Below are 17,879 nucleotides of genomic sequence, written 5' to 3'. Positions count from 1 at the left end.
GGCTTGCTTGAATCGTATCCGACACCGGGGAAATACATCAACGGGGTATCGAATAGCTCATTTCTGACTGTAATGGGGCGGAGATGCAGCAGGTACATGCATCTCCGCCCCTTTTGCATCGAGAAGTTATGCCGGCGACCCGTGCCGCCACGCTCGCGTTATCCGCGCTGCGGACCTGCAGTAACCACAAGCGGTTCAAGACCCAGCTCGCGCGCGTAATCCTCCTGCGTAAAAATCTCAATCAGCTCAAACGTACCGGCCTCGTCGTCAAACACGAAATGCAGCACCGAGCAGTTGCCCGGCACGCGCTCGCGCTCGTCGGCCGCCGCTCCCCTCACGTGGTCCAAAAACTCCTTGATGGCCGATCCGTGGCTCACCGCAAGGACGCACTCGTGGTCCGGGCGTCGCATGAGCTCGGTCAGCGTCGTCACCATGCGCTCACGCACCTGCACCTGACCCTCGCCGCCAAACTGGCGATAGAAATCGCGCCACGGGCGCTCGGGCATGAGCATCACGCGCTCGGCCTCAAAGTCGCCAAAGAACCACTCACGCAGGCCGTCCAGGCGCTCGTACGCCAAGCCCGGCCACAAGTTGGCGATGGTCTGTTCGGTGCGGTGCAGCGTAGAGGTGTAGGCGTGGTCGGGCTCAATGCCGCGCGCACGCAAGAACATGCCGGCACGCGCCGCCTGATCGCAGCCCAGCTGTGTGAGCGGCGAGTCACTCCACCCCTGAATGATACGCTTAAGGTTGAATATCGTCTGTCCATGACGGACCAGATACAGATCTTTATTCATAGGGGTCCTTTCGTTCGTTACCAACCCAAGAGCGAAAACGCCCCATCGCAATAGCCAAAATGAAGCACGGCACCGTTGTCGGGTAGCTCCCCCCCGCCAGTCACATACTCAAGAAACTCCTGGCAGGCTGAGCCGTGGGAAACCGCCAGCACGCAGTCGTGCTGCGGCCTGGCCATGATGCGGGACAGCGCCGCGACCATGCGCGACTGAAGCTGCACTTCCGACTCACCGCCAAAGGCCACCGGATAATCGCCCCAGGGCTGCGGCGGCATCTCGCGATTTGATGTGCCCTCCAGCGAGCCAAAATGCCACTCACGCAGGTCATCGACCAGCTCAATGGAACGGCCCTCGCCAACGATAAGCTCGGCCGTATGCCGCGCCCGGCCCAACGGCGAGGAATACACATGATCAAAGGCCACGCCACGCGCCGCAAACGCCGTACGCGCCGCCAGCGCCTGCTCGCGCCCGCGCGCCGTAAGCGGCGAATCGTGCCAGCCCTGCAAAATGCTCTGCACATTGAACTCAGTCTGCCCATGCCGCACCAAATACAGATCTGCCACACACCCTCCCCTCGTACCACCACAAAGGGGACAGGCACCTTTGTGGTGGTTTACCGTCTGATCACGCCGCGGTGACGCTCAGCTACACCAGCACGTCGGCGAGCGGGCGCTTGGGTACGTGGTGCACCTGCGCATCGTCACGCCAGTAATTAATTGAGCCGTCGGGGTTGGAATCGATCGCATCGATCATCTGCGTCTCGGCCGGCACGCCAAAAGCCATGATCAGCTTGAGCTCATACTTGTCGTTATCGAGCCCCATAGCATCGATCGCGTGGGGCGTAAAGGCCTTGAACATGCAGGCTGCCACCTCGGGCGTGGCGCTGCGAGCGGCGAGCATCATCGTCTGCGCGGCAATGCCCGTGTCGACCTCGGTGATGGGCGCGGCGGGCTTACCCGGAACAGCGCGCTCGGCAAGAATCGCGATGTAGCCGGTCGGACGCTCGCCCTCGGCAGGACCCGACCAATCCTTAAGCGCGCCGGCCCATGCAAGCTCATCAAATACACGCGCGCAATCCTCGGCACCGCTCACCACATGAAAACGCAGACGCTGAGCATTGGCGCCGCAGGGAGCCAGGTGCGCCAGTTCCGCCAGCTCGAGCAAAAACTCGCGCGGCACGCGCATGGACTCGTCAAAACGGCGGCACGTACGGGCGCGGCGGACCAGCGCGTCAAACGTGTCCAGGCCAAGCTTTTCGCAACCCTGCTTTGCCATCGACTCGGCGCTTACCGGCGCCGCGGGAACAGCTTCGTTCATAAGACCCCCAATAAAAGCCAATTGTTCTTAAGAAAATCTAACCTAAAACGTAGGCAATTACACACAGCGGCGCAATGTTCCACACCTGTTGAATATTCCGCATCCAAACGGGAACAAAGGTAACAATTCGGGAAGATGAGGCTCCCATTCGCCCTTCCCGCCCCACGCGACGGCGCCCTTGGGCGATACTGGTTGCAAGAGCTACGGCTTACGCCGCACGGAAAGGAGACATCATGGGCATCTTTAAGAACGATGACAAGCAATCGAGCGCGTTTGGATTTGACGAGAAAAGCATGGCAGGCAAGGCCGTCAAGGCCGTGCGCTGGATTTACGCCATCACGGGCGTCTTGGCGCTCGTCGCCGGCATCGCACTGCTGTTTGCGCCCGCCAAATCCCTCGTCTTCCTGACGACCGTCTTGGGCATCTACTTTGTGATCACGGCCGCGATCAGGCTGTTTACCGCTGTTTTCGAGCCGCTGCTGCCCACCGGCTGGCGCGTTACGAGCATCATCTCCAACCTGCTCATCATTCTGGGCGGCGTCATAATCCTGCGCAACCAGGCCTTCTCGACCGCGACGCTCACCACGCTCGTGGTGGTCGTCGCCGGCTTTGGCTGGATCGTCGAGGGCGTCATGTCGATTCTGGAATCCGAGCTTTCCGCCAACCGCGCCCTCGCCATCCTGAGCGGCGCGCTCTCCATCATCGCGGGCATGTTCGTGTTTATCTATCCGCTGTGGTCGGCCAAGATGCTCGTCATCTTTAGCGGTGCCGCGCTGCTGGTGTTTGGCGTGACGCTCATTGTTCGCGCCATTCAGTTTGGCAAACTGGTGCGCTAGATGCCACGAACGCTCTTTATTGATGCAGACGCCTGCCCGGTCACACGCGAGTCGATTGACTGCGCGCGGCGGGCGGGCGTCGCCGTTGTTATCGCCGGCAACAGCACGCAAAACCTGGAACGGCACATTCGCCGCGACGACCCGCGCGATGCCGAGCACGCGCGACGCGGCTTTTGGGTCACGACGCTCGACGTGAGCGTGGGCGCCGACAGCGCCGACTTTGCCATTGTCGAACGCCTGCAGGCGGGCGACGTGGTCGTGACGCAGGACATTGGCTTGGCGAGCATGGTGCTCGGGCGCGATGCCGCCGCTATCGGTGTGCGCGGACGCGTCTACGACAAAGCAACCATCGACATGCAGCTGTTTATTCGCCACGAGGAAAAGAAGGTACGCCGCGCCGGCGGACGCACTCGCGGTCCGGCAGCATTTACCAGCGAAGACCGCGCCCGCTTTAAACGCAACCTCACCGAGTTGCTGCACTAACCAAGGTAGATTTTTGAGACATGCCTAAAATCTACCTTTTTGTTTTGAGCGGTGTGAGCGCTCGGAATCCATTGCTCAACAAAAAACGGGCTTCAAAATGCCATGCGTCGCCGCATTGCGCAGGCGCTGAGCATGGCTATTTGAAGCCCATTTTTTAGGCCTACTTAGAGGCCAACGGCGGAGAGGATGAGGCCCCAGCCAGCGCCGATGACGTACATCATGATCAGGAACACGGCATTTTCGCGGGCGCTGCGGTTGGTGCGGAACAGCACCAGATAACCCACGCCGGCGGAAATGAGCGTGCCGGCGAGCATCGGCGCCAGTTGCAGCGCGCCTTCCAGATACAGCTGTGTAATGACCACGCTCGCCGAGCAATTGGGAATCAGCCCGACAAGCGCCGAACCCAGGACAGCGAGTGTCTCGTTGCCGCGCAGGAACTGCTCGATCGCGGACTCGCCGAACGTCTCGAGCACGGCGACCAGAATCAGCGTCACCAGAAAAATGAATACCGAGACCTGCACGGTGTGCGAGATCGCACTGCGGATGATCGACAGGACAGGCGTCCCTTCGTGGGAGTGAGAGTGACCGTGACCGTCATGGTGTTCATGTTCGCCCTCATGACCGTGATCGTGGCCATGTCCGTGTTCGTGCTCGTCCTCGTCTTCATCACAACCGCAATGGTCGCGCTCGCACAGCTCGTGGATGTGGTCGGCGCTCACGCCTGCCTCGGCCACCTCGTCGATGATGTCACCGCCGCTGTGGTCGTCGTGCGCGCAGTTCACGTGGGCCGGGTTGGCCGCGGTTCCCAGCACGGTACGGCGAATCGCCGCGTGCGCGCGGGCGTTACGGCGCAGGCCGCGAATGGCAGCGTCCACGATAAAACCCGTGACCAGTGCGATCAGCGCTTTCGAAGCCAAAAGCATCGCCATAGTCTGCACGGGAACCTGCTCGGCAAGCAACAGCGGCAGCATCTCATCGGAGGTCGAAAGGAACACCGCCACCAACGTGCCCAAGGTCACGACACGGCCGGCGTACAGCGTTGCTGCCATGGCCGAAAATCCGCACTGCGGCACCATGCCCAGCAGCGAGCCAACCACGGGACCCGCAGCGCCGGCGCGCTTGATAGCGCCGTTGACGCGGTCGCCCGCAACGTGCTCAAGTGTCTCGAGAGCAAGATACGTCACCAACAAAAACGGCAGCAGCGACAGCGTGTCCTTGCCGGCGTCGAGCAGAATATCAATCAGTAAATCCATGACGGATGGAACCTTTCGTGTCTTTCGGCAGCATTGTAAAAGTCCTAGCGGTCAACTAGGGTATTGTAGTTGTCCCGGGCGCGGTGCCAATAGTTGCCTATGGTAAACTATCATCTCGCCATAACTCAGTAACCTCGAGCCGCACAACGCGGCCCGTCCAAGGAGTAGCATATGAACGTATCGCAAGCACTCGAATACGAGCGCCAGCCGTTTATCCCCATGTTTATCTACGGCGACCACGGCGCCATGGAGTCCGAGCGCCAGAAGGGCGAGGAGGCCCTCAAGGTGCTCGAGACCGAGTACTTTACCGCCGAGGGCGACCCCGGCTTCGACTTTGCCACCGTGCGCGACCTGGCCGACCGCAACCGCGACCTGTGCGACCAGATTGGCGAGGCGCGTCTGCGCAACGTGACGCCCGCGACGCTCTCGCGCGGCCTGTCCGATGCCGACACCTGCGCCGCCATCGGCAAGATGCAAAAGCGCACCGCCGCGTCCGTTATGCGCGAAATCCGCGGCGACCGCGACGCGCTCGGCGTGGCCTACGCCCGCAAGCCCATCCAGGGCACCGTGCTCGGTATCGACATCGAGACCACCGGCCGTGCACCCGAGCGCGGCTATATCATCAACGTGGGCTGGGAGATCATGGAGCTCACCAGCGACGCCGTCCCGCATGACGCCGAGGCACACTACTGCGGCCTGCCCGACATCTACCGCGGCGAGGATGTGCCGTTGTCGAATATCCACCACATCACCTGGGACGACATCGACGGCAAAAAGCCGTTCCGCGAGAACAAAGAGCTGCAAAAGCAGCTGCTCAAGCTTATGAAGAAGTACCCGTACATGGCACACAACGCCGCCTTTGAGGACAGCTGGTTCAAGATCCACCTGGACGGCTACGCCGAGGCACGCCGCGCCGGCAAGATCATCGTCATCGACTCGCGCCAGATCTGCCGCAGCCTGGACGCCGACGTGCGCTCGCTCCCCCGCGAGTCCGCCCCCGCCGCGCTCGAGAACTGGGCACGCCGTCGCGGCACCCTCGCGCCCGACGCCAACGAGCAGCATCTGGGTCTGGACGACACCGACCTCATGCTCCGCACGGTACAGGCCGAGTTCAACCTCAAGAACCTATTCGCGAAATAGCAACGCCTGCGACAAACACTGCTTGCTCACGAGCGGCCTCGCAGCGGGAAACACCGCAGCGGGGCCGCCCTACGTTCCACAGATAGATCTGCCATCACAAATTCTGAACCCTCATTTTGAACGATTTCGGCCAATTCCCGACACGTAATTCGTTGTCGGATGGTGATGCATCGATATCAAATGTGCAGCAATTGAGTTTTTATATGCTATAGCTAAGCTGCGATAACATTGATTTTAGGCATGCCAACCCATAATTGCGTCAAGCTTTTGGACAGCATTTGGTTAGGCCCCTAAAACGACTTTCCCACTCAGCGCCATCAACACGGCATTAGCTGACACGATATATACCATGAGTATCGTATTGTCACATACCACTGCAAAAGCGGTCTACCAGGCCGCGCATTCGGCGTCTGCGAAAGACACCGAGCCCTGTAACCCTGCCGCGATTTACGGATCATGTCCCACCGGAACGCTCCTTGACGCAGCCGCAGAATGGCTCACCAAACACGATGTTTCCCTCGACGCAAATGATTGCCTCGAGGTAATGGTGTTTGATCGCAGGAATGCGCGCTATGCAATGAACTGTCAATGCCACGTTTCGTCAAAACGATTCTCGAACTCACGCTTTATAGAGCTCAAAGATGGCATCTTCATTGTTGGCGTTGAGCTTTGCGCACTTCAGGCCGCCACCTATCTCCCTTTTCGCGAACTGGTGGAGTACTACTTTGAATTGTGCGGCGCTTACTCCCTTGGAACCGGCTCTTCCACCTCGTATAACGAGCGTTTCGCGCTCACCTCGACCGAAAGGTTAAAACAGTTCTTTAATTCCATTACCAGATGCGACGGTCTGGCCCTTGCCCGAAAGGCAATCCAATGTGTGCGCGACGGATGCCGGTCTCCTATGGAAACGGCCTTTGTCATGATGCTAACGCTGCCTAAAAGCGAAGGAGGGCTTGGTATTAAGGGAATTGAGACCGATTACGAGGTGCAGGTCACCGCTGCCGCAAAGAATCTCACGAGACGCAAAAAGTTCTTTATGGATGCGTATCTAAAGAAATCTCGCACAGACATTGAATACAACGGGTTTTATCATGACGCGGAAGAAGACCGCGCCATCGATGAGGAGCGCAAGAATGCGCTTGCGTCCATGGGATGCGGAATCATCACCGTCAGTCGTTATTCCTTTATGCATGCCAGCGCTTTCGTTAGGGTCATGGAGGCGATCCAACGGAAAGAGGGCATACGCCCCTCGCGTCTGCCAAAAGACTTTCAAATCATGCAAGAGGACCTGAGACAGTTTGTGCTCAGAAGGTTTATAGAAGAGAAAAAGCGAATTCAGAAGCAGCTTCGCCAGGATTCCGAAGATCGTCAACGAATCGACCTCGAAAAAGCAACACTCGAAGGCATCACGCTGGATGACCCGACAATAAATGAAGTTCCGGCAATCGATGACATGCAGACTGTCGAATCCGACAGCCCATCATTTGCCCAAATAAGCAGCCTCGCGCCCGAGGGCAGAATCTTCGGGGCCGGAAGCTAGACCGGCTAACAAGGTGGGTACCCTAGCGATGTGCAAAATTGCGAGTATTCAGCAGGGTCGGCCCTCCAGCACCCACAAGTTAATCCAAATGAAAAACAAAAACGCTATCGAACGGGAACGTTAGGCAACATTTGAGGAAGACCTTGTCTGTTTACCGCCCTTGGATAACTCTTGAGCGGCTTTATTTGGCCTGGAATAGATTAACGGACCCCCTATAGTTGCAGAATACTCCAATTTTTGCACGGCGCGGGGGCACCCACCCCGGCATCGGCTATCAAAACCGCTCAGTCCGGAATCTCGTCCACTATTCCCCATCATTTTATGCGACGAATTACCTGTACGTCATTGACATATGAACATGCGCTCATATAATCGGAAGTAATTTATATGAGCGCATGTTCATATGAAAGGATGTTGCAATGAGCAGCCACGCTGATGAAACAAAGACTGGCATCGAGGCCACCGAGCCGATCGTCCCCACCACCTGCTCGCCCGAGGACCTTCCCGACGAGGAGCTGTTGTACGACCTGGCCGACCTGTTCAAGGTCTTCAGCGACACCACACGCATCAAGATCCTCTATGCCCTCATGGGCCGCGAGCTCTGCGTGGCCGACATCGCCGAGGCGACCGCAACCTCGCAGTCGGCAGTATCGCACCAGCTGCGCACGCTTAAGCAGTCGCACCTGGTCAAGTTCCGCCGCGACGGCCGCAACATTCTCTACTCGCTCGCCGACGATCACGTCTACACCATGCTTAACCAGGGCATGAGCCATATCTGCGAATAGCAATCACCCACGGTATCAGCGCGGCCGGCACCCAGACCGCTAACACAGGGAAAGGAACCCACCATGAAAAAGCAGTTTAAGCTCGACGAGATCGATTGCGCCAACTGCGCGCGCGAGCTTCAGGACGAACTTGCCAAGCTCGAGGGCGTCAAGTCCGTTTCGGTCAACTTTATGACCCAGAAGCTGACGCTCGAGGCCGACGACGCCAAGTTCGACGAGGTCCTGGACCGCGTCGTTGAGTTCACCGCCGACGCCGAGCCGGACTGCGAGATCATTCTCTAACCCGCGCATACGTTGACCTGCGAGGCCGCGCTTGCCGCGGCCTTTGCTCGCGAAATTATATGAGCAAGTGTTCATACACTCAAATGGGAGGTTTGAATCATGGCAGCCGCCGATCCCAAGAAGAAAAAGAAGAAGCGCAAGAAGAAAGAGTCCCTTGAGCATAAGCGCAACCGCATCCTGGTAGCACTGGGCATTTTTGCCGTTGTTTATGCCCTCGACGAGCTCGGCGCCCTCGCTATCGCATTTGGGGAGCCCGGCAACATCTACGCCAGCTTTGTGCTGTTCCTCGTGCCGTTTTTGATTGCCGGCTACGACGTACTGCAAAAGGCATTCAATAACATCCGCCGCGGCAAGGCCTTCGACGAGAGCTTCCTCATGGCCGTCGCAACCATCGGCGCGTTTGCCATGGTGCTCTTCCCCGACACCGACCCGCACATGGCCGAAGGCGCCGCTGTCATGCTGTTCTACCAGGTCGGCGAGTTGTTCCAGGCATACGCCGTGGGCAAGAGCCGCAAGTCGATCAGTGCCATGATGGACATCGCGCCCGACTACGCTAACGTCGAGCAAGCCGACGGCACACTCGAACAGGTCTTTCCCGATGACATCGCCGTCGGCACCGTGATCGTGGTCAAGCCCGGCGAGCGCGTGCCTATCGACGGCGTCATCGTCGAGGGCGAAACCCAGCTCGACACCGCCGCACTCACGGGCGAGTCGGTCCCCCGCCCGGCCAAGACCGGCGACGATATCATCAGCGGTTGCATCAACATGACGGGCCTCATCCACGTGCGCACCACCAAGCCCTTTGGCGAGTCAACCGTCGCGCGTGTTCTGGAGCTCGTGGAGAATGCCAGCGAAAAGAAGGCGCGCACCGAGAACTTCATCACGCGCTTTGCCCGCGTCTACACCCCCGCCGTCACTGGCGCTGCCGCGGTGCTCGCGCTTGGCGGCGGCCTGGTGACTGGCGCTTGGTCCGATTGGATCCTGCGCGGCCTGACCTTCCTGGTCGTCAGCTGCCCGTGCGCCCTCGTGATCAGCGTACCGTTGAGTTTCTTTGGCGGCATCGGCGGCGCGTCCAAGCTGGGCGTTCTCATCAAGGGCTCCAACTACCTCGAGACGCTCGCCGACGTGGACACCATCGTCTTCGACAAAACGGGCACCCTCACCAACGGCACGTTCTCAGTCGTCGCGGTGCACCCCGAGGCTGGCTATACCGAGCAGTCGCTGCTCGAAGTCGCAGCCCTTGCTGAGTCGTTCTCCGATCACCCCATCGCGCAGTCCGTGCGCGACGCCTACCAGGGCGAGGTCGACCCCAAGCGCGTGAGCGACTCCGCCAACGACGCGGGCCACGGCGTGACGGCAACCATCGACGGCAAGCACGTCGTCGTTGGCAACGCCAAAATGCTCGCCGCGGCCGGCGTTGAAGCACCGGACTGTGAGGTTGTCGGCACGATCCTCCACGTGCTCGTTGACGGCGTGTACGCCGGCCACATCGTGATTGCAGACACCGTTAAGGCCGATGCGGAGCAAACGATTCGCGACCTGCATGCCGCCGGTATCAACCGCACCGTCATGCTCACGGGCGACCGCGAGGAGGTTGCAGCGTCTGTGGCCAAGCAACTCGGTCTCGACGAGTTCCACGCGCAGCTCCTGCCGGGCGACAAGGTCGAGCGCGTTGAGGCGCTACTCGCGGCCGAAAGTGGCAAGGGCAAGCTCGCCTTTGTCGGCGACGGTATCAACGACGCTCCTGTGCTTACGCGCGCCGATGTGGGCATTGCCATGGGCGCCATGGGCTCCGACGCCGCGATCGAGGCCGCCGACGTGGTGCTGATGGACGACAAGCCGTCCAACATTTCCCGCGCGATCCGCGTGGCGCGCAAGACCATGTCGATTGTTTGGCAGAACATAATCTTTGCGCTGGGCATTAAGCTGCTGATCCTTGTGCTGGCAGCGCTGGGTATCGCCAATATGTGGCTTGCCGTCTTTGGCGACGTAGGCGTGGCGATCATCGCCATCCTGAACGCCATGCGCGCGATGGGTGTCAAGAACCTGTAGCGTTCGTGGGCTGTCCGGCCGGGACCGGGCTTGGTTTTGAAAACGTCCTCGACCATGTACGGCGCCTTGTCCTGCTCCTGTGGAGCTGCGGACAAGGCGCCGTACTGGTCTGCGGAGTGTTTTCAAAACCAAGCCCGGCCCCGGCCTGCGGTGACACAGCTGGCGGTTCTTGGGCATCGCTTGCTGGCGGGGTTCCTTGTCTGAGTTGGACTTTGTTGGTCGGGCCTTTGGTCCCGCTCGCTGGTTTGCGCTTTGCGCGAACTCCGCGCTACTGGGGGTTCGTTAGGATTCCGCCGCTTGGCCCGTCGCCTCGCCCCGGTTCAGCATCGCCCTCAGTTTCTCGAAGCTTTCCTCGCTCAGGCAGTGCTCCATGTGGCAGCCCTCTTGCGACGCGACCTCAGCCGAAACACCCGCATCCTCTAGCAGCCCCACGAAAAAGCAGTGACGCTCCCACATTTGGCGAGCGACCTCCAGACCACGCTCCGTCAGATGAACGTCGCGCTTGCCCATTTCGACATAGCCGTTGCTTTCCAGCGTCGCCATGGCCTTGGAAACGCTCGCCTTGGTTACGCCGAGGTACTCCGCAACGTCGATCGAGCGCACGATGCCCTGACGTTCCGACAGAACGTAGATCGATTCGAGATAGTCTTCTCCGGATTCACGTAGGGCCATGGGCCGCCTTTCGCGATGATTGCTAGTTAGCCTTTGGATACTTTCCACGGCTAACTTTACCGCAAAAGTTGCCCATGTCTTACTACTTTGTCTAAAAGTTAGCCGTGTTTCACAAAACGTGCGGGACGAAAACAAAATGGGGACGCCCCGCAAGGAGTGTCCCCAGGCGCCGGGTACCGGCCCACAGTTACATCAATCCAAAGTGCTTCGCGGCGTTGTAGATGCCGTCGTCGTCCACGGCAGTCGTCACATAGGTCGCCGCAGCCTTCACCGTGTCCTGTGCGTTACCCATGGCCACGCTCGTGCCCACGGCGGCAAACATCGACAGGTCGTTCTCGCCGTCGCCAAAGGCAATCGCCTCGCTCGCGTCGACACCCAGGCGTTCCAGCGTCGCCGCGACACCCAGGTCCTTACCGCCGTTGGCAGGGATAATGTCGCAGAACAAATCACACCAGCGCGTAGTGAGAGAATGCGACACCGCGTCGGTCACGATATGTTCGTCGGCAGGGTCCACAAAGGCGCAGAACTGGTAGACCGGCGCATCGAAGGCATGCTCAAACGGTTCCTCGTGGTAGACAATCCCCGCGTTGCTGCCGGCCGTCACCACGCGCTCGGACAGGCGGTTCACAAACGAGTTCTCGCCCTGCATACACAGCGAGTCATAGCGCCCCTGCGCCACCTGGTCCACAATCGCCGCGACGTCGTCCGAATCGATCGGGCAGCTGCGGTAAACGCCCTTGGCATCAAAACAGTGCTGACCCGAAAGCGTGATGTACGCATCCCAACCAAGATCGAACAGCCAATCGGGCATCTGATAGGTCGGGCGACCCGTGGCGATCACGCACGCAATCCCCTGCTCATGAAAGCTGTCGAGCACCTGCTGCGCCGACGCCGGAATCCGATGGGTCTTAAAGCTCAGCAACGTGCCGTCGATATCGAAAAACGCGGCCTTGATCATCCTCGCCTACTCCTCGCCCTCGAGCTTTTCGCTCGCCTCGAGCCACGCCATCTCCAGCTCGTCCATGGCGGCATGGGCCTCGTCGATCTTTGCCTGCTGTTCGCCCAGCGCCGTGTAGTTGGTGGGATCGACCTGGGCCATGGCGGCCTCGGCCTCCTCCACGCGGGCGCGCTGCGTCTCCATCTTGCGCTCGAGCGAGCTCACCTCGCGGCGGAGCTTCTGGCGCTCGGCATTGGAAAGTCCGTTGGGCTGGCCGCTCGACTTGGGCTTTTCGGCTGCAACCGCTGCGGCGCCGGTGTCGAACGTGCCGGTCTTGGCGCTCGGCGCGCCCACGGGCTCGCCCTCGGCAGTAGCGTTGCACAGGCGCAGGTACTGGTCGACGCCGCCGGGCATATGCGTCAGATGACCGTCAAGCAGCGCCCACTGCTGGTCGGTCACGCGCTCCATCAAGAAGCGGTCGTGCGTCACCAGGATCAGCGTGCCCGGCCAGCCGTCGAGCAGGTCCTCGACAATCGCCAGCATGTCGGTATCCAAGTCGTTGCCGGGCTCGTCCAGGATAAGCACGTTGGGCTCGTCCAGGATCGTCAGCAGCAGCGACAGGCGACGGCGCTGGCCGCCCGAAAGATCGCCGATGCGGCTCCAGAGCTGCTGCGTCGTAAAGCCCAGGCGCTCGCAGAGCTTCTCGGGCGAGGTCTCCTTGCCGTCGATGACATAATACTTCTTATAGTTGCTCAGAACCTCGCGGATCGTGTCACCCATGTAGGGCTCGAGCTCCTCGAGCTGCTGCGACAGCACGCCAAAGCGCACCGTCTGGCCGATCTTCACGCGGCCGCGCAGGGGCGCGATCTTGCCCTGAATCACGTCGAGCAAGGTCGACTTGCCGGCGCCGTTCTCACCCAGCAGACCATAGCGGTCGCCCGCGCCGATAAGCCAGGTCACATCGGAGAGCACCTGCTTGGGCGCGCCGTCGGTATCGGCATAGCCGGCGTCCACGTCGATCACGTCGATGACCTGTTTGCCCAGGCGACTCACGGCGAGGCGCTTGAGCTCCAGCTCGTCGCGCACGGGCGGCACGTCGGCGATCAGCTCGCGGGCGGCTTCCACGCGAAACTTGGGCTTAGTGGAACGGGCCTGGGCGCCACGGCTCAGCCATGCAAGCTCCTTGCGCGCCATGTTGCGACGGCGCTCCTCGGTAACCGCGGCCATGCGGTCGCGCTCCACGCGCTGAAGGATATATGCGGAGTAACCGCCCTCGAAGGGGTCGACCTGGCCGTCGTGGACCTCCCACATGCTAGTGCAGACCTCGTCCAAGAACCAGCGATCGTGCGTGACCACGAGCATGGCGCCCTGGCCGCGCTGCCAGCGAGCCTTAAGATGGCGTGCAAGCCAGTTGATGGTACGCATGTCCAGGTGGTTGGTGGGCTCGTCGAGCATGAGCACGTCGTAGTCACCGATCAGCAGGCGCGCGAGGTCCACACGACGGCGCTGGCCGCCCGAAAGCTCGCCCACCATGCCCTCCCAGGGCACATCGCTAATAAGGCCAGCGAGGATCTGACGTGTACGCGGGCTCGAGGCCCACTCGTACTCAGGCGTGTCACCGACGACAGCATGATGCACGGTATCGGTATCGACAAGCTGGTCCTTTTGGCCGAGTAGACCGATCGTGATGCCGCGGCGGTGCGTCACGCGTCCGTCATCGGGCTCCAGCGTGCCGGCGAGCACGCTCAGCAGCGTCGACTTGCCGTCGCCGTTTTTACCGACAATACCAATGCGGTCGCCCTCGCCCACGCCGAGCGTCACGCTATCGAAAATATGCTTGGTGGGAAACTCTAGGCTGACGGAATCGCATCCCAAAAGAATCGCCATATGCCCTGCTCCTTCGTAGAAATTCAACGTTCTCCATGATAGCGAAAACCACCACAAAGGGGACGGGCGCCTTCGTGGTGGTTTTGGGCAAGCGCACCAGCACACGACACAAAAAGGCGGGCCATCTCCCGCAAGAGATGACCCGCCTCTCCAATCAGTCCCGCGACAACCGTGGCCGCCGCAGGCCTCAAGCATGTCCCGGACTAGGAGAACATGCCGGTGAGGTAATCATTCAGCCGCTTATCCTTGGGCCGTTGGAAAATCTCGTCGGTCTCGTCGTACTCGACCATATCGCCCATGTAGAAGAACGCCGTGCGGTTGGACACGCGCGACGCCTGCTCCATGTTGTGCGTCACGATGACGATGGCGCGGTCGGCCGCGATCGACGACATGAGGTCCTCGATCGCCAGCGTCGAGATGGGGTCGAGCGCCGAGCAGGGCTCGTCAAACAGGATCACGTCGGGGTTGAGCGCAAGCGTGCGCGCGATGCACAAACGCTGCTGCTGGCCGCCCGAAAGCGCGTAGGCGCTCTTGTCCAGCTTGTCCTTGACCTCGTCCCACAGCGCGGCGCCACGCAAGCTCTCCTCGACCATGCGGTCGAGCTCGTCGCGGTCGGTGATGCCGTGGCGCTTGGGCGCAAACGTAATGTTGTCGCGAATGGACTTGCGGAACGGGTTTGGCTGCTGGAACACCATGCCAATGGACCGACGCAGCTCGTAGGTGTTCTCGGTCTTGGTGTTCACGTTGCGGCCGCGGTAGTTGATCTCGCCCTCCACGCGACAGCCGCGAATCTCGCGATTCATAAGGTTGAGGCTGCGCAAAAAGGTCGACTTGCCGCAGCCCGAAGGCCCGATGAGCGCCGTGATCTCGCCCTTGTGAAAGTCGAGCGACGCATCGTGCAGCGCATGGTGGTCGCCATAGTACACGTTGACGTCCTTGGTGGAGACCACGACCTCGTCGCTCACGGCCTTGCCGCTCACACGCACGTGCTTTTCGCTTTGCCCCACGCTCGACAGAAAGTCCTGGGTCTCGGACGTGGCCGCTTCGGTTGCGGGCGTTGTATTCATCTCGCTCATTCGGCCGTCATCCTCCTTGCCAGTTGCTTGCCCACGATACGGGCGACTACGTTAAACAGCAGCACGCAAATCATCAGCAGTGCCGCGGTGCCCCAGACGATCTGCTGGGCCTCGGGGCTGCCCTCGCCATAGATCTTGTAGATATGAACGGCGAGCGACTCGCCGGGACGGAACACGTTCCAGGCGCAGGTGGGGCTCGACAGGTTAAAACTCAAGAAGTTCAGGCGAACCGGCGAGCTCATGCCCGAGGTAAAGAGCAGCGCCGCGGCCTCGCCAAACACGCGGCCGGCCGAAAGCACGATGCCGGTCACGATGGCGGGCATGGCCTCGGGAATCAGGATGTGCAGTGTGGCCTCCCAGCGAGTGAGGCCCATGGCCAGGCACGCATCGCGCTGGGCCTGCGGCACGTCCTCGAGCGCCTGCTGAATCACGCGCACCAGGATGGGGATGTTGAACATGGTGAGCGCGACGGCGCCGGAGATGATGGAGTACTTCCAGCCCAGCTGCACCGAGAACACCAGAAAGCCGAACATGCCCACGACAATGGAGGGCAGCGAGGACAGCGTCTCGATGGCGGTGGAGGCGATGTCGCGGATGGGTCCGTCCGGCGCGTACTCAACCAAGAACACCGCGCCGCCCAGGCTGATGGGCACCGATATACCTAAGGTGATCAGCAGCAGGTAGAACGAGTCGAACAGCTGGTAGAGCACGCCGCCCTGGGTTCCGTTGGCGCGCGCGGGCTGCGTGAGGAAGCCCGGTTGGAACAGCGTCGAGATGCCCTCGAACAGGATGTAGGCCACCATGGAGACGACGATGAGCATGACGATGGCGACAATTGCCGTCAGCACGCCCGTGGCGATGCGGTCCTGCTTTTGGACACGCCCGAGTCTTGCCTCGTCGATATGGATGCGCATGCTAGCCACGAGCCTTCGCCCCCTTGCGGCCAATGAGATGGATGATCAGGATGAAGATGAGGCTCATGCCCATCAGCAGCAAACCGAGCGCCCACAGGACATCGTCCTGGGCCGAGCCCTCGGCATAGACCGCCATGGACGTGGTGAGCGTGGTGGTGATGGTGGACGCCGGCGACAGCAGCGACGTCGGCATGGCCTCGATGCCGCCGATAACCATGCGCACGGCGAGCGTTTCGCCAAAGGCGCGGGTCATGCCAAGGATGACCGCGGTCATGAGCGACGGCATGGCGGACTTGAGCACCACGTGCCAGATGGTCTGCCAGCGGGTGTAGCCCAGCGCGAGCGAGCCCTGACGGTAGCTGTCGGGCACAGCGCGCAGGCCATCGACCGAAAGCGTGGTCATCGTCGGCAGAATCATGACTGCCAGCACGATAGCGCCGGGCAAGATACCCAGACCCGTGCTCACGTGGAAAACGCTCTTCATAAGACCGACGACCACGTGAAAGCCGATCAGGCCAAAGACGACCGAGGGAATGCCGGTCAAAAGCTCAATAAGCGGCTGAAAGATCTTGGAACCAAACTTAGGCTGGATCTCGACCGCAAAGATGGCAGAGCCGATGGCGATGGGCAGCGCGATAAGCGTGGAGAGCACCATGACCGCAAACGAGGTGACGATCAGGGGCAGGGCGCCGGTATAAGGCAGGCCGTTTTCGGCTGTGTTGGCCAGGTCCCACTTGGTGCCGGCAAAGAACTCGACGACCGAGACGCCGTCCTTGACAAAAGCCGAGAGGCCCTTTTGGGCGACCATAAAGATGAGCGCGGCAACGACAAGCGTCACGAGCGCTACGCACGCACCCGTGACGCCCAGGCCCACGTTCTCAAGGTCGCGCTTTGGCAGCTGTTTTGCCATTGCAAACCTTTCCGGGGCGGTTACTTATTTAGAGGAGACCTTGCCGCTGGCGTCCTTGACGACCTTCATGGCAGAGACGGGAATGAAGCCCTGCTCCTCGACGAGCTTGCCCTGGACGTCGTCGGAGAGCATGAACTCCAGGAAGGCCTTGGTGGCCTCGTCGGCGTCCTTTGCGCAGTACATGTGCTCGGTAGCCCAGATCTTGAAGGAGTCGTCGGTGACGTTTGCGCTCTTGGGCTCGACGCCCTCGACCTTGATGGCGTTGAACTTGGAGTCATCGAAGTGCGAGAAGTCGAGGTAGGAGATGGCGTTGTCGGTGCTGCCCATCTGAGTCTGGACATCGCCGGACTTGTCGAGCTCGGCGTCGCCCTTAAAGTCGACGGCCTCATCGCCAAAGACGGCGGCCTCGAAGGTGGCGCGGGTGCCGGAGCCGGCCTTGCGGTTGAGGACGACGATGGTAGCGTCGTCACCGCCGACCTCCTTCCAGTTGGTGATCTGGCCGGAGAAGATGCCCTTGAGCTGCTCGAGGGACAGGTCGTCGACCTTCACGTTCTTGGAGACGACGGGACCCATACCCACAACGGCGACCTCGTGGTCAACGAGGTTCTTGACCTGATCGGCCTCGAGCTTGGTCTCGGCAAAGACGTCGGAGTTACCGATGGTAACGGTGCCGGCGGCGACAGCGGTCAGGCCCTTGCCCGAACCGTTGCCCGAACCGGAGACGGAGACGTCGGGGTTGGCATCCATGAACTTCTCGGCAGCGGCCTCGACGAGAGCTTGGAACGAGGAGGCGCCGTCGTAGGTCACCTCGCCGGAGACGGACTCGGCGGCGGCGCTACCCTTGGCGGCGGCGTCGGATGCGCCGGAGCCGCCACAACCAACGAGACCGAGACCGACGATGCTGGCAAGACCACCAGCGAGGCCGAGGAACTGACGACGAGAATAAGCCTGATCGAGCATGATCTTCCTTTCATACATGCGACTCGCGGGCACCCTGCCCGCTT

The 17,879-nt window shown here is 60.8% G+C and carries 18 protein-coding genes; 7 read left to right on the top strand and 11 right to left on the bottom strand.

Going from position 1 to position 17,879, the window contains the following annotated elements:
* Positions 1-158: 158 nt before the first annotated feature.
* The 3 genes from PMX70_RS01080 to PMX70_RS01070 all read right to left on the bottom strand — a co-directional run bounded on the left by PMX70_RS01080 (position 159) and on the right by PMX70_RS01070 (position 2,108).
* Positions 159-794: a histidine phosphatase family protein gene (locus PMX70_RS01080; protein WP_118335363.1), complete on the bottom strand. Its 636-nt coding sequence runs from the start codon at positions 792-794 to the stop codon at positions 159-161.
* A 17-nt stretch (positions 795-811) separates the two neighbouring features.
* Positions 812-1,354, bottom strand: coding sequence for a histidine phosphatase family protein (locus PMX70_RS01075; RefSeq protein ID WP_271742539.1), 543 nt, complete (start codon positions 1,352-1,354; stop codon positions 812-814).
* 82 nt (positions 1,355-1,436) lie between these two features.
* Entirely contained in the window at positions 1,437-2,108 is a 672-nt protein-coding gene (locus tag PMX70_RS01070; protein ID WP_117563980.1) for a nitroreductase family protein, read from the bottom strand.
* Positions 2,109-2,341: 233 nt separating this feature from the next.
* Between PMX70_RS01070 and PMX70_RS01065 the strand changes: the two genes are divergently transcribed.
* Positions 2,342-2,944 carry an HdeD family acid-resistance protein gene (locus tag PMX70_RS01065; protein WP_117583774.1) on the top strand — a complete coding sequence of 201 codons (603 nt, stop codon included), beginning with the start codon at positions 2,342-2,344 and terminating at the stop codon, positions 2,942-2,944.
* Positions 2,945-3,427: a YaiI/YqxD family protein gene (locus PMX70_RS01060; protein WP_055252057.1), complete on the top strand. Its 483-nt coding sequence runs from the start codon at positions 2,945-2,947 to the stop codon at positions 3,425-3,427. It abuts the gene before it with no gap.
* 164 nt (positions 3,428-3,591) lie between these two features.
* Here PMX70_RS01060 and PMX70_RS01055 read toward each other — a convergent pair whose 3' ends face one another.
* Complete coding sequence (locus PMX70_RS01055; RefSeq protein WP_118377125.1) at positions 3,592-4,680, bottom strand: putative manganese transporter; 1,089 nt, start codon at positions 4,678-4,680, stop codon at positions 3,592-3,594.
* A gap of 171 nt (positions 4,681-4,851) precedes the next feature.
* On the opposite strand from PMX70_RS01055, the gene PMX70_RS01050 reads away from it, so the two are divergent.
* From PMX70_RS01050 to PMX70_RS01030, 5 genes are all read left to right on the top strand, one after another.
* The gene (locus tag PMX70_RS01050) at positions 4,852-5,820 is read left to right on the top strand and encodes a 3'-5' exonuclease (protein ID WP_055252061.1); all 969 of its coding nucleotides are present in this window, start codon (positions 4,852-4,854) and stop codon (positions 5,818-5,820) included.
* Positions 5,821-6,169: 349 nt separating this feature from the next.
* Positions 6,170-7,360, top strand: coding sequence for a hypothetical protein (locus tag PMX70_RS01045; protein ID WP_117773004.1), 1,191 nt, complete (start codon positions 6,170-6,172; stop codon positions 7,358-7,360).
* 419 nt (positions 7,361-7,779) lie between these two features.
* The gene (locus PMX70_RS01040; protein WP_055252065.1) at positions 7,780-8,145 is read left to right on the top strand and encodes an ArsR/SmtB family transcription factor; all 366 of its coding nucleotides are present in this window, start codon (positions 7,780-7,782) and stop codon (positions 8,143-8,145) included.
* A 63-nt stretch (positions 8,146-8,208) separates the two neighbouring features.
* Positions 8,209-8,427, top strand: coding sequence for a cation transporter (locus tag PMX70_RS01035; RefSeq protein ID WP_089572082.1), 219 nt, complete (start codon positions 8,209-8,211; stop codon positions 8,425-8,427).
* Positions 8,428-8,526: 99 nt separating this feature from the next.
* Positions 8,527-10,479: a heavy metal translocating P-type ATPase gene (locus tag PMX70_RS01030; protein WP_197032116.1), complete on the top strand. Its 1,953-nt coding sequence runs from the start codon at positions 8,527-8,529 to the stop codon at positions 10,477-10,479.
* 282 nt (positions 10,480-10,761) lie between these two features.
* Here PMX70_RS01030 and PMX70_RS01025 read toward each other — a convergent pair whose 3' ends face one another.
* From PMX70_RS01025 to PMX70_RS00995, 7 genes are all read right to left on the bottom strand, one after another.
* Positions 10,762-11,151, bottom strand: a complete 390-nt coding sequence (locus PMX70_RS01025) for a metal-dependent transcriptional regulator (protein WP_006235431.1) — start codon at positions 11,149-11,151, stop codon at positions 10,762-10,764.
* Positions 11,152-11,338: 187 nt separating this feature from the next.
* Positions 11,339-12,109 carry a Cof-type HAD-IIB family hydrolase gene (locus tag PMX70_RS01020; RefSeq protein WP_271742538.1) on the bottom strand — a complete coding sequence of 257 codons (771 nt, stop codon included), beginning with the start codon at positions 12,107-12,109 and terminating at the stop codon, positions 11,339-11,341.
* Positions 12,110-12,115: 6 nt separating this feature from the next.
* Complete coding sequence (locus tag PMX70_RS01015; protein ID WP_117773006.1) at positions 12,116-13,975, bottom strand: ABC-F family ATP-binding cassette domain-containing protein; 1,860 nt, start codon at positions 13,973-13,975, stop codon at positions 12,116-12,118.
* A 203-nt stretch (positions 13,976-14,178) separates the two neighbouring features.
* Positions 14,179-15,051, bottom strand: coding sequence for a phosphate ABC transporter ATP-binding protein PstB (gene pstB / locus PMX70_RS01010; RefSeq protein WP_271742537.1), 873 nt, complete (start codon positions 15,049-15,051; stop codon positions 14,179-14,181).
* Positions 15,048-15,965 (bottom strand): phosphate ABC transporter permease PstA, encoded by a 918-nt coding sequence (pstA, locus tag PMX70_RS01005; protein ID WP_271739605.1) that lies wholly within the window; start codon positions 15,963-15,965, stop codon positions 15,048-15,050. Before pstA ends, pstB begins: the two co-directional genes overlap by 4 nt.
* A 1-nt stretch (position 15,966) precedes the next feature.
* Positions 15,967-16,875 carry a phosphate ABC transporter permease subunit PstC gene (gene pstC / locus PMX70_RS01000; protein WP_271739600.1) on the bottom strand — a complete coding sequence of 303 codons (909 nt, stop codon included), beginning with the start codon at positions 16,873-16,875 and terminating at the stop codon, positions 15,967-15,969.
* 24 nt (positions 16,876-16,899) lie between these two features.
* Positions 16,900-17,835: a phosphate ABC transporter substrate-binding protein gene (locus tag PMX70_RS00995; protein ID WP_271739599.1), complete on the bottom strand. Its 936-nt coding sequence runs from the start codon at positions 17,833-17,835 to the stop codon at positions 16,900-16,902.
* Positions 17,836-17,879: the final 44 nt, after the last annotated feature.

It is taken from the genome of Collinsella aerofaciens, assembly GCF_028206795.1.
Taxonomy (GTDB): Bacteria; Actinomycetota; Coriobacteriia; order Coriobacteriales; family Coriobacteriaceae; genus Collinsella; species Collinsella aerofaciens_AX.
The sequence above is the reverse complement of the archived record's forward strand: the minus strand, read 5'-3'. Positions and strand labels throughout refer to the sequence as shown.

Coding starts and splice junctions, on each gene's coding strand:
- PMX70_RS01080 (WP_118335363.1), bottom strand. CDS start 794: ATGAATAAAGATCTGTATCTGGTCCGTCATGGACAGACGATATTCAAC.
- PMX70_RS01070 (WP_117563980.1), bottom strand. CDS start 2,108: ATGAACGAAGCTGTTCCCGCGGCGCCGGTAAGCGCCGAGTCGATGGCA.
- PMX70_RS01065 (WP_117583774.1), top strand. CDS start 2,342: ATGGGCATCTTTAAGAACGATGACAAGCAATCGAGCGCGTTTGGATTT.
- PMX70_RS01060 (WP_055252057.1), top strand. CDS start 2,945: ATGCCACGAACGCTCTTTATTGATGCAGACGCCTGCCCGGTCACACGC.
- PMX70_RS01055 (WP_118377125.1), bottom strand. CDS start 4,680: ATGGATTTACTGATTGATATTCTGCTCGACGCCGGCAAGGACACGCTG.
- PMX70_RS01050 (WP_055252061.1), top strand. CDS start 4,852: ATGAACGTATCGCAAGCACTCGAATACGAGCGCCAGCCGTTTATCCCC.
- PMX70_RS01045 (WP_117773004.1), top strand. CDS start 6,170: ATGAGTATCGTATTGTCACATACCACTGCAAAAGCGGTCTACCAGGCC.
- PMX70_RS01040 (WP_055252065.1), top strand. CDS start 7,780: ATGAGCAGCCACGCTGATGAAACAAAGACTGGCATCGAGGCCACCGAG.
- PMX70_RS01035 (WP_089572082.1), top strand. CDS start 8,209: ATGAAAAAGCAGTTTAAGCTCGACGAGATCGATTGCGCCAACTGCGCG.
- PMX70_RS01030 (WP_197032116.1), top strand. CDS start 8,527: ATGGCAGCCGCCGATCCCAAGAAGAAAAAGAAGAAGCGCAAGAAGAAA.
- PMX70_RS01025 (WP_006235431.1), bottom strand. CDS start 11,151: ATGGCCCTACGTGAATCCGGAGAAGACTATCTCGAATCGATCTACGTT.
- PMX70_RS01020 (WP_271742538.1), bottom strand. CDS start 12,109: ATGATCAAGGCCGCGTTTTTCGATATCGACGGCACGTTGCTGAGCTTT.
- PMX70_RS01015 (WP_117773006.1), bottom strand. CDS start 13,975: ATGGCGATTCTTTTGGGATGCGATTCCGTCAGCCTAGAGTTTCCCACC.
- pstB (WP_271742537.1), bottom strand. CDS start 15,051: ATGAGCGAGATGAATACAACGCCCGCAACCGAAGCGGCCACGTCCGAG.
- pstA (WP_271739605.1), bottom strand. CDS start 15,965: ATGCGCATCCATATCGACGAGGCAAGACTCGGGCGTGTCCAAAAGCAG.
- pstC (WP_271739600.1), bottom strand. CDS start 16,875: ATGGCAAAACAGCTGCCAAAGCGCGACCTTGAGAACGTGGGCCTGGGC.
- PMX70_RS00995 (WP_271739599.1), bottom strand. CDS start 17,835: ATGCTCGATCAGGCTTATTCTCGTCGTCAGTTCCTCGGCCTCGCTGGT.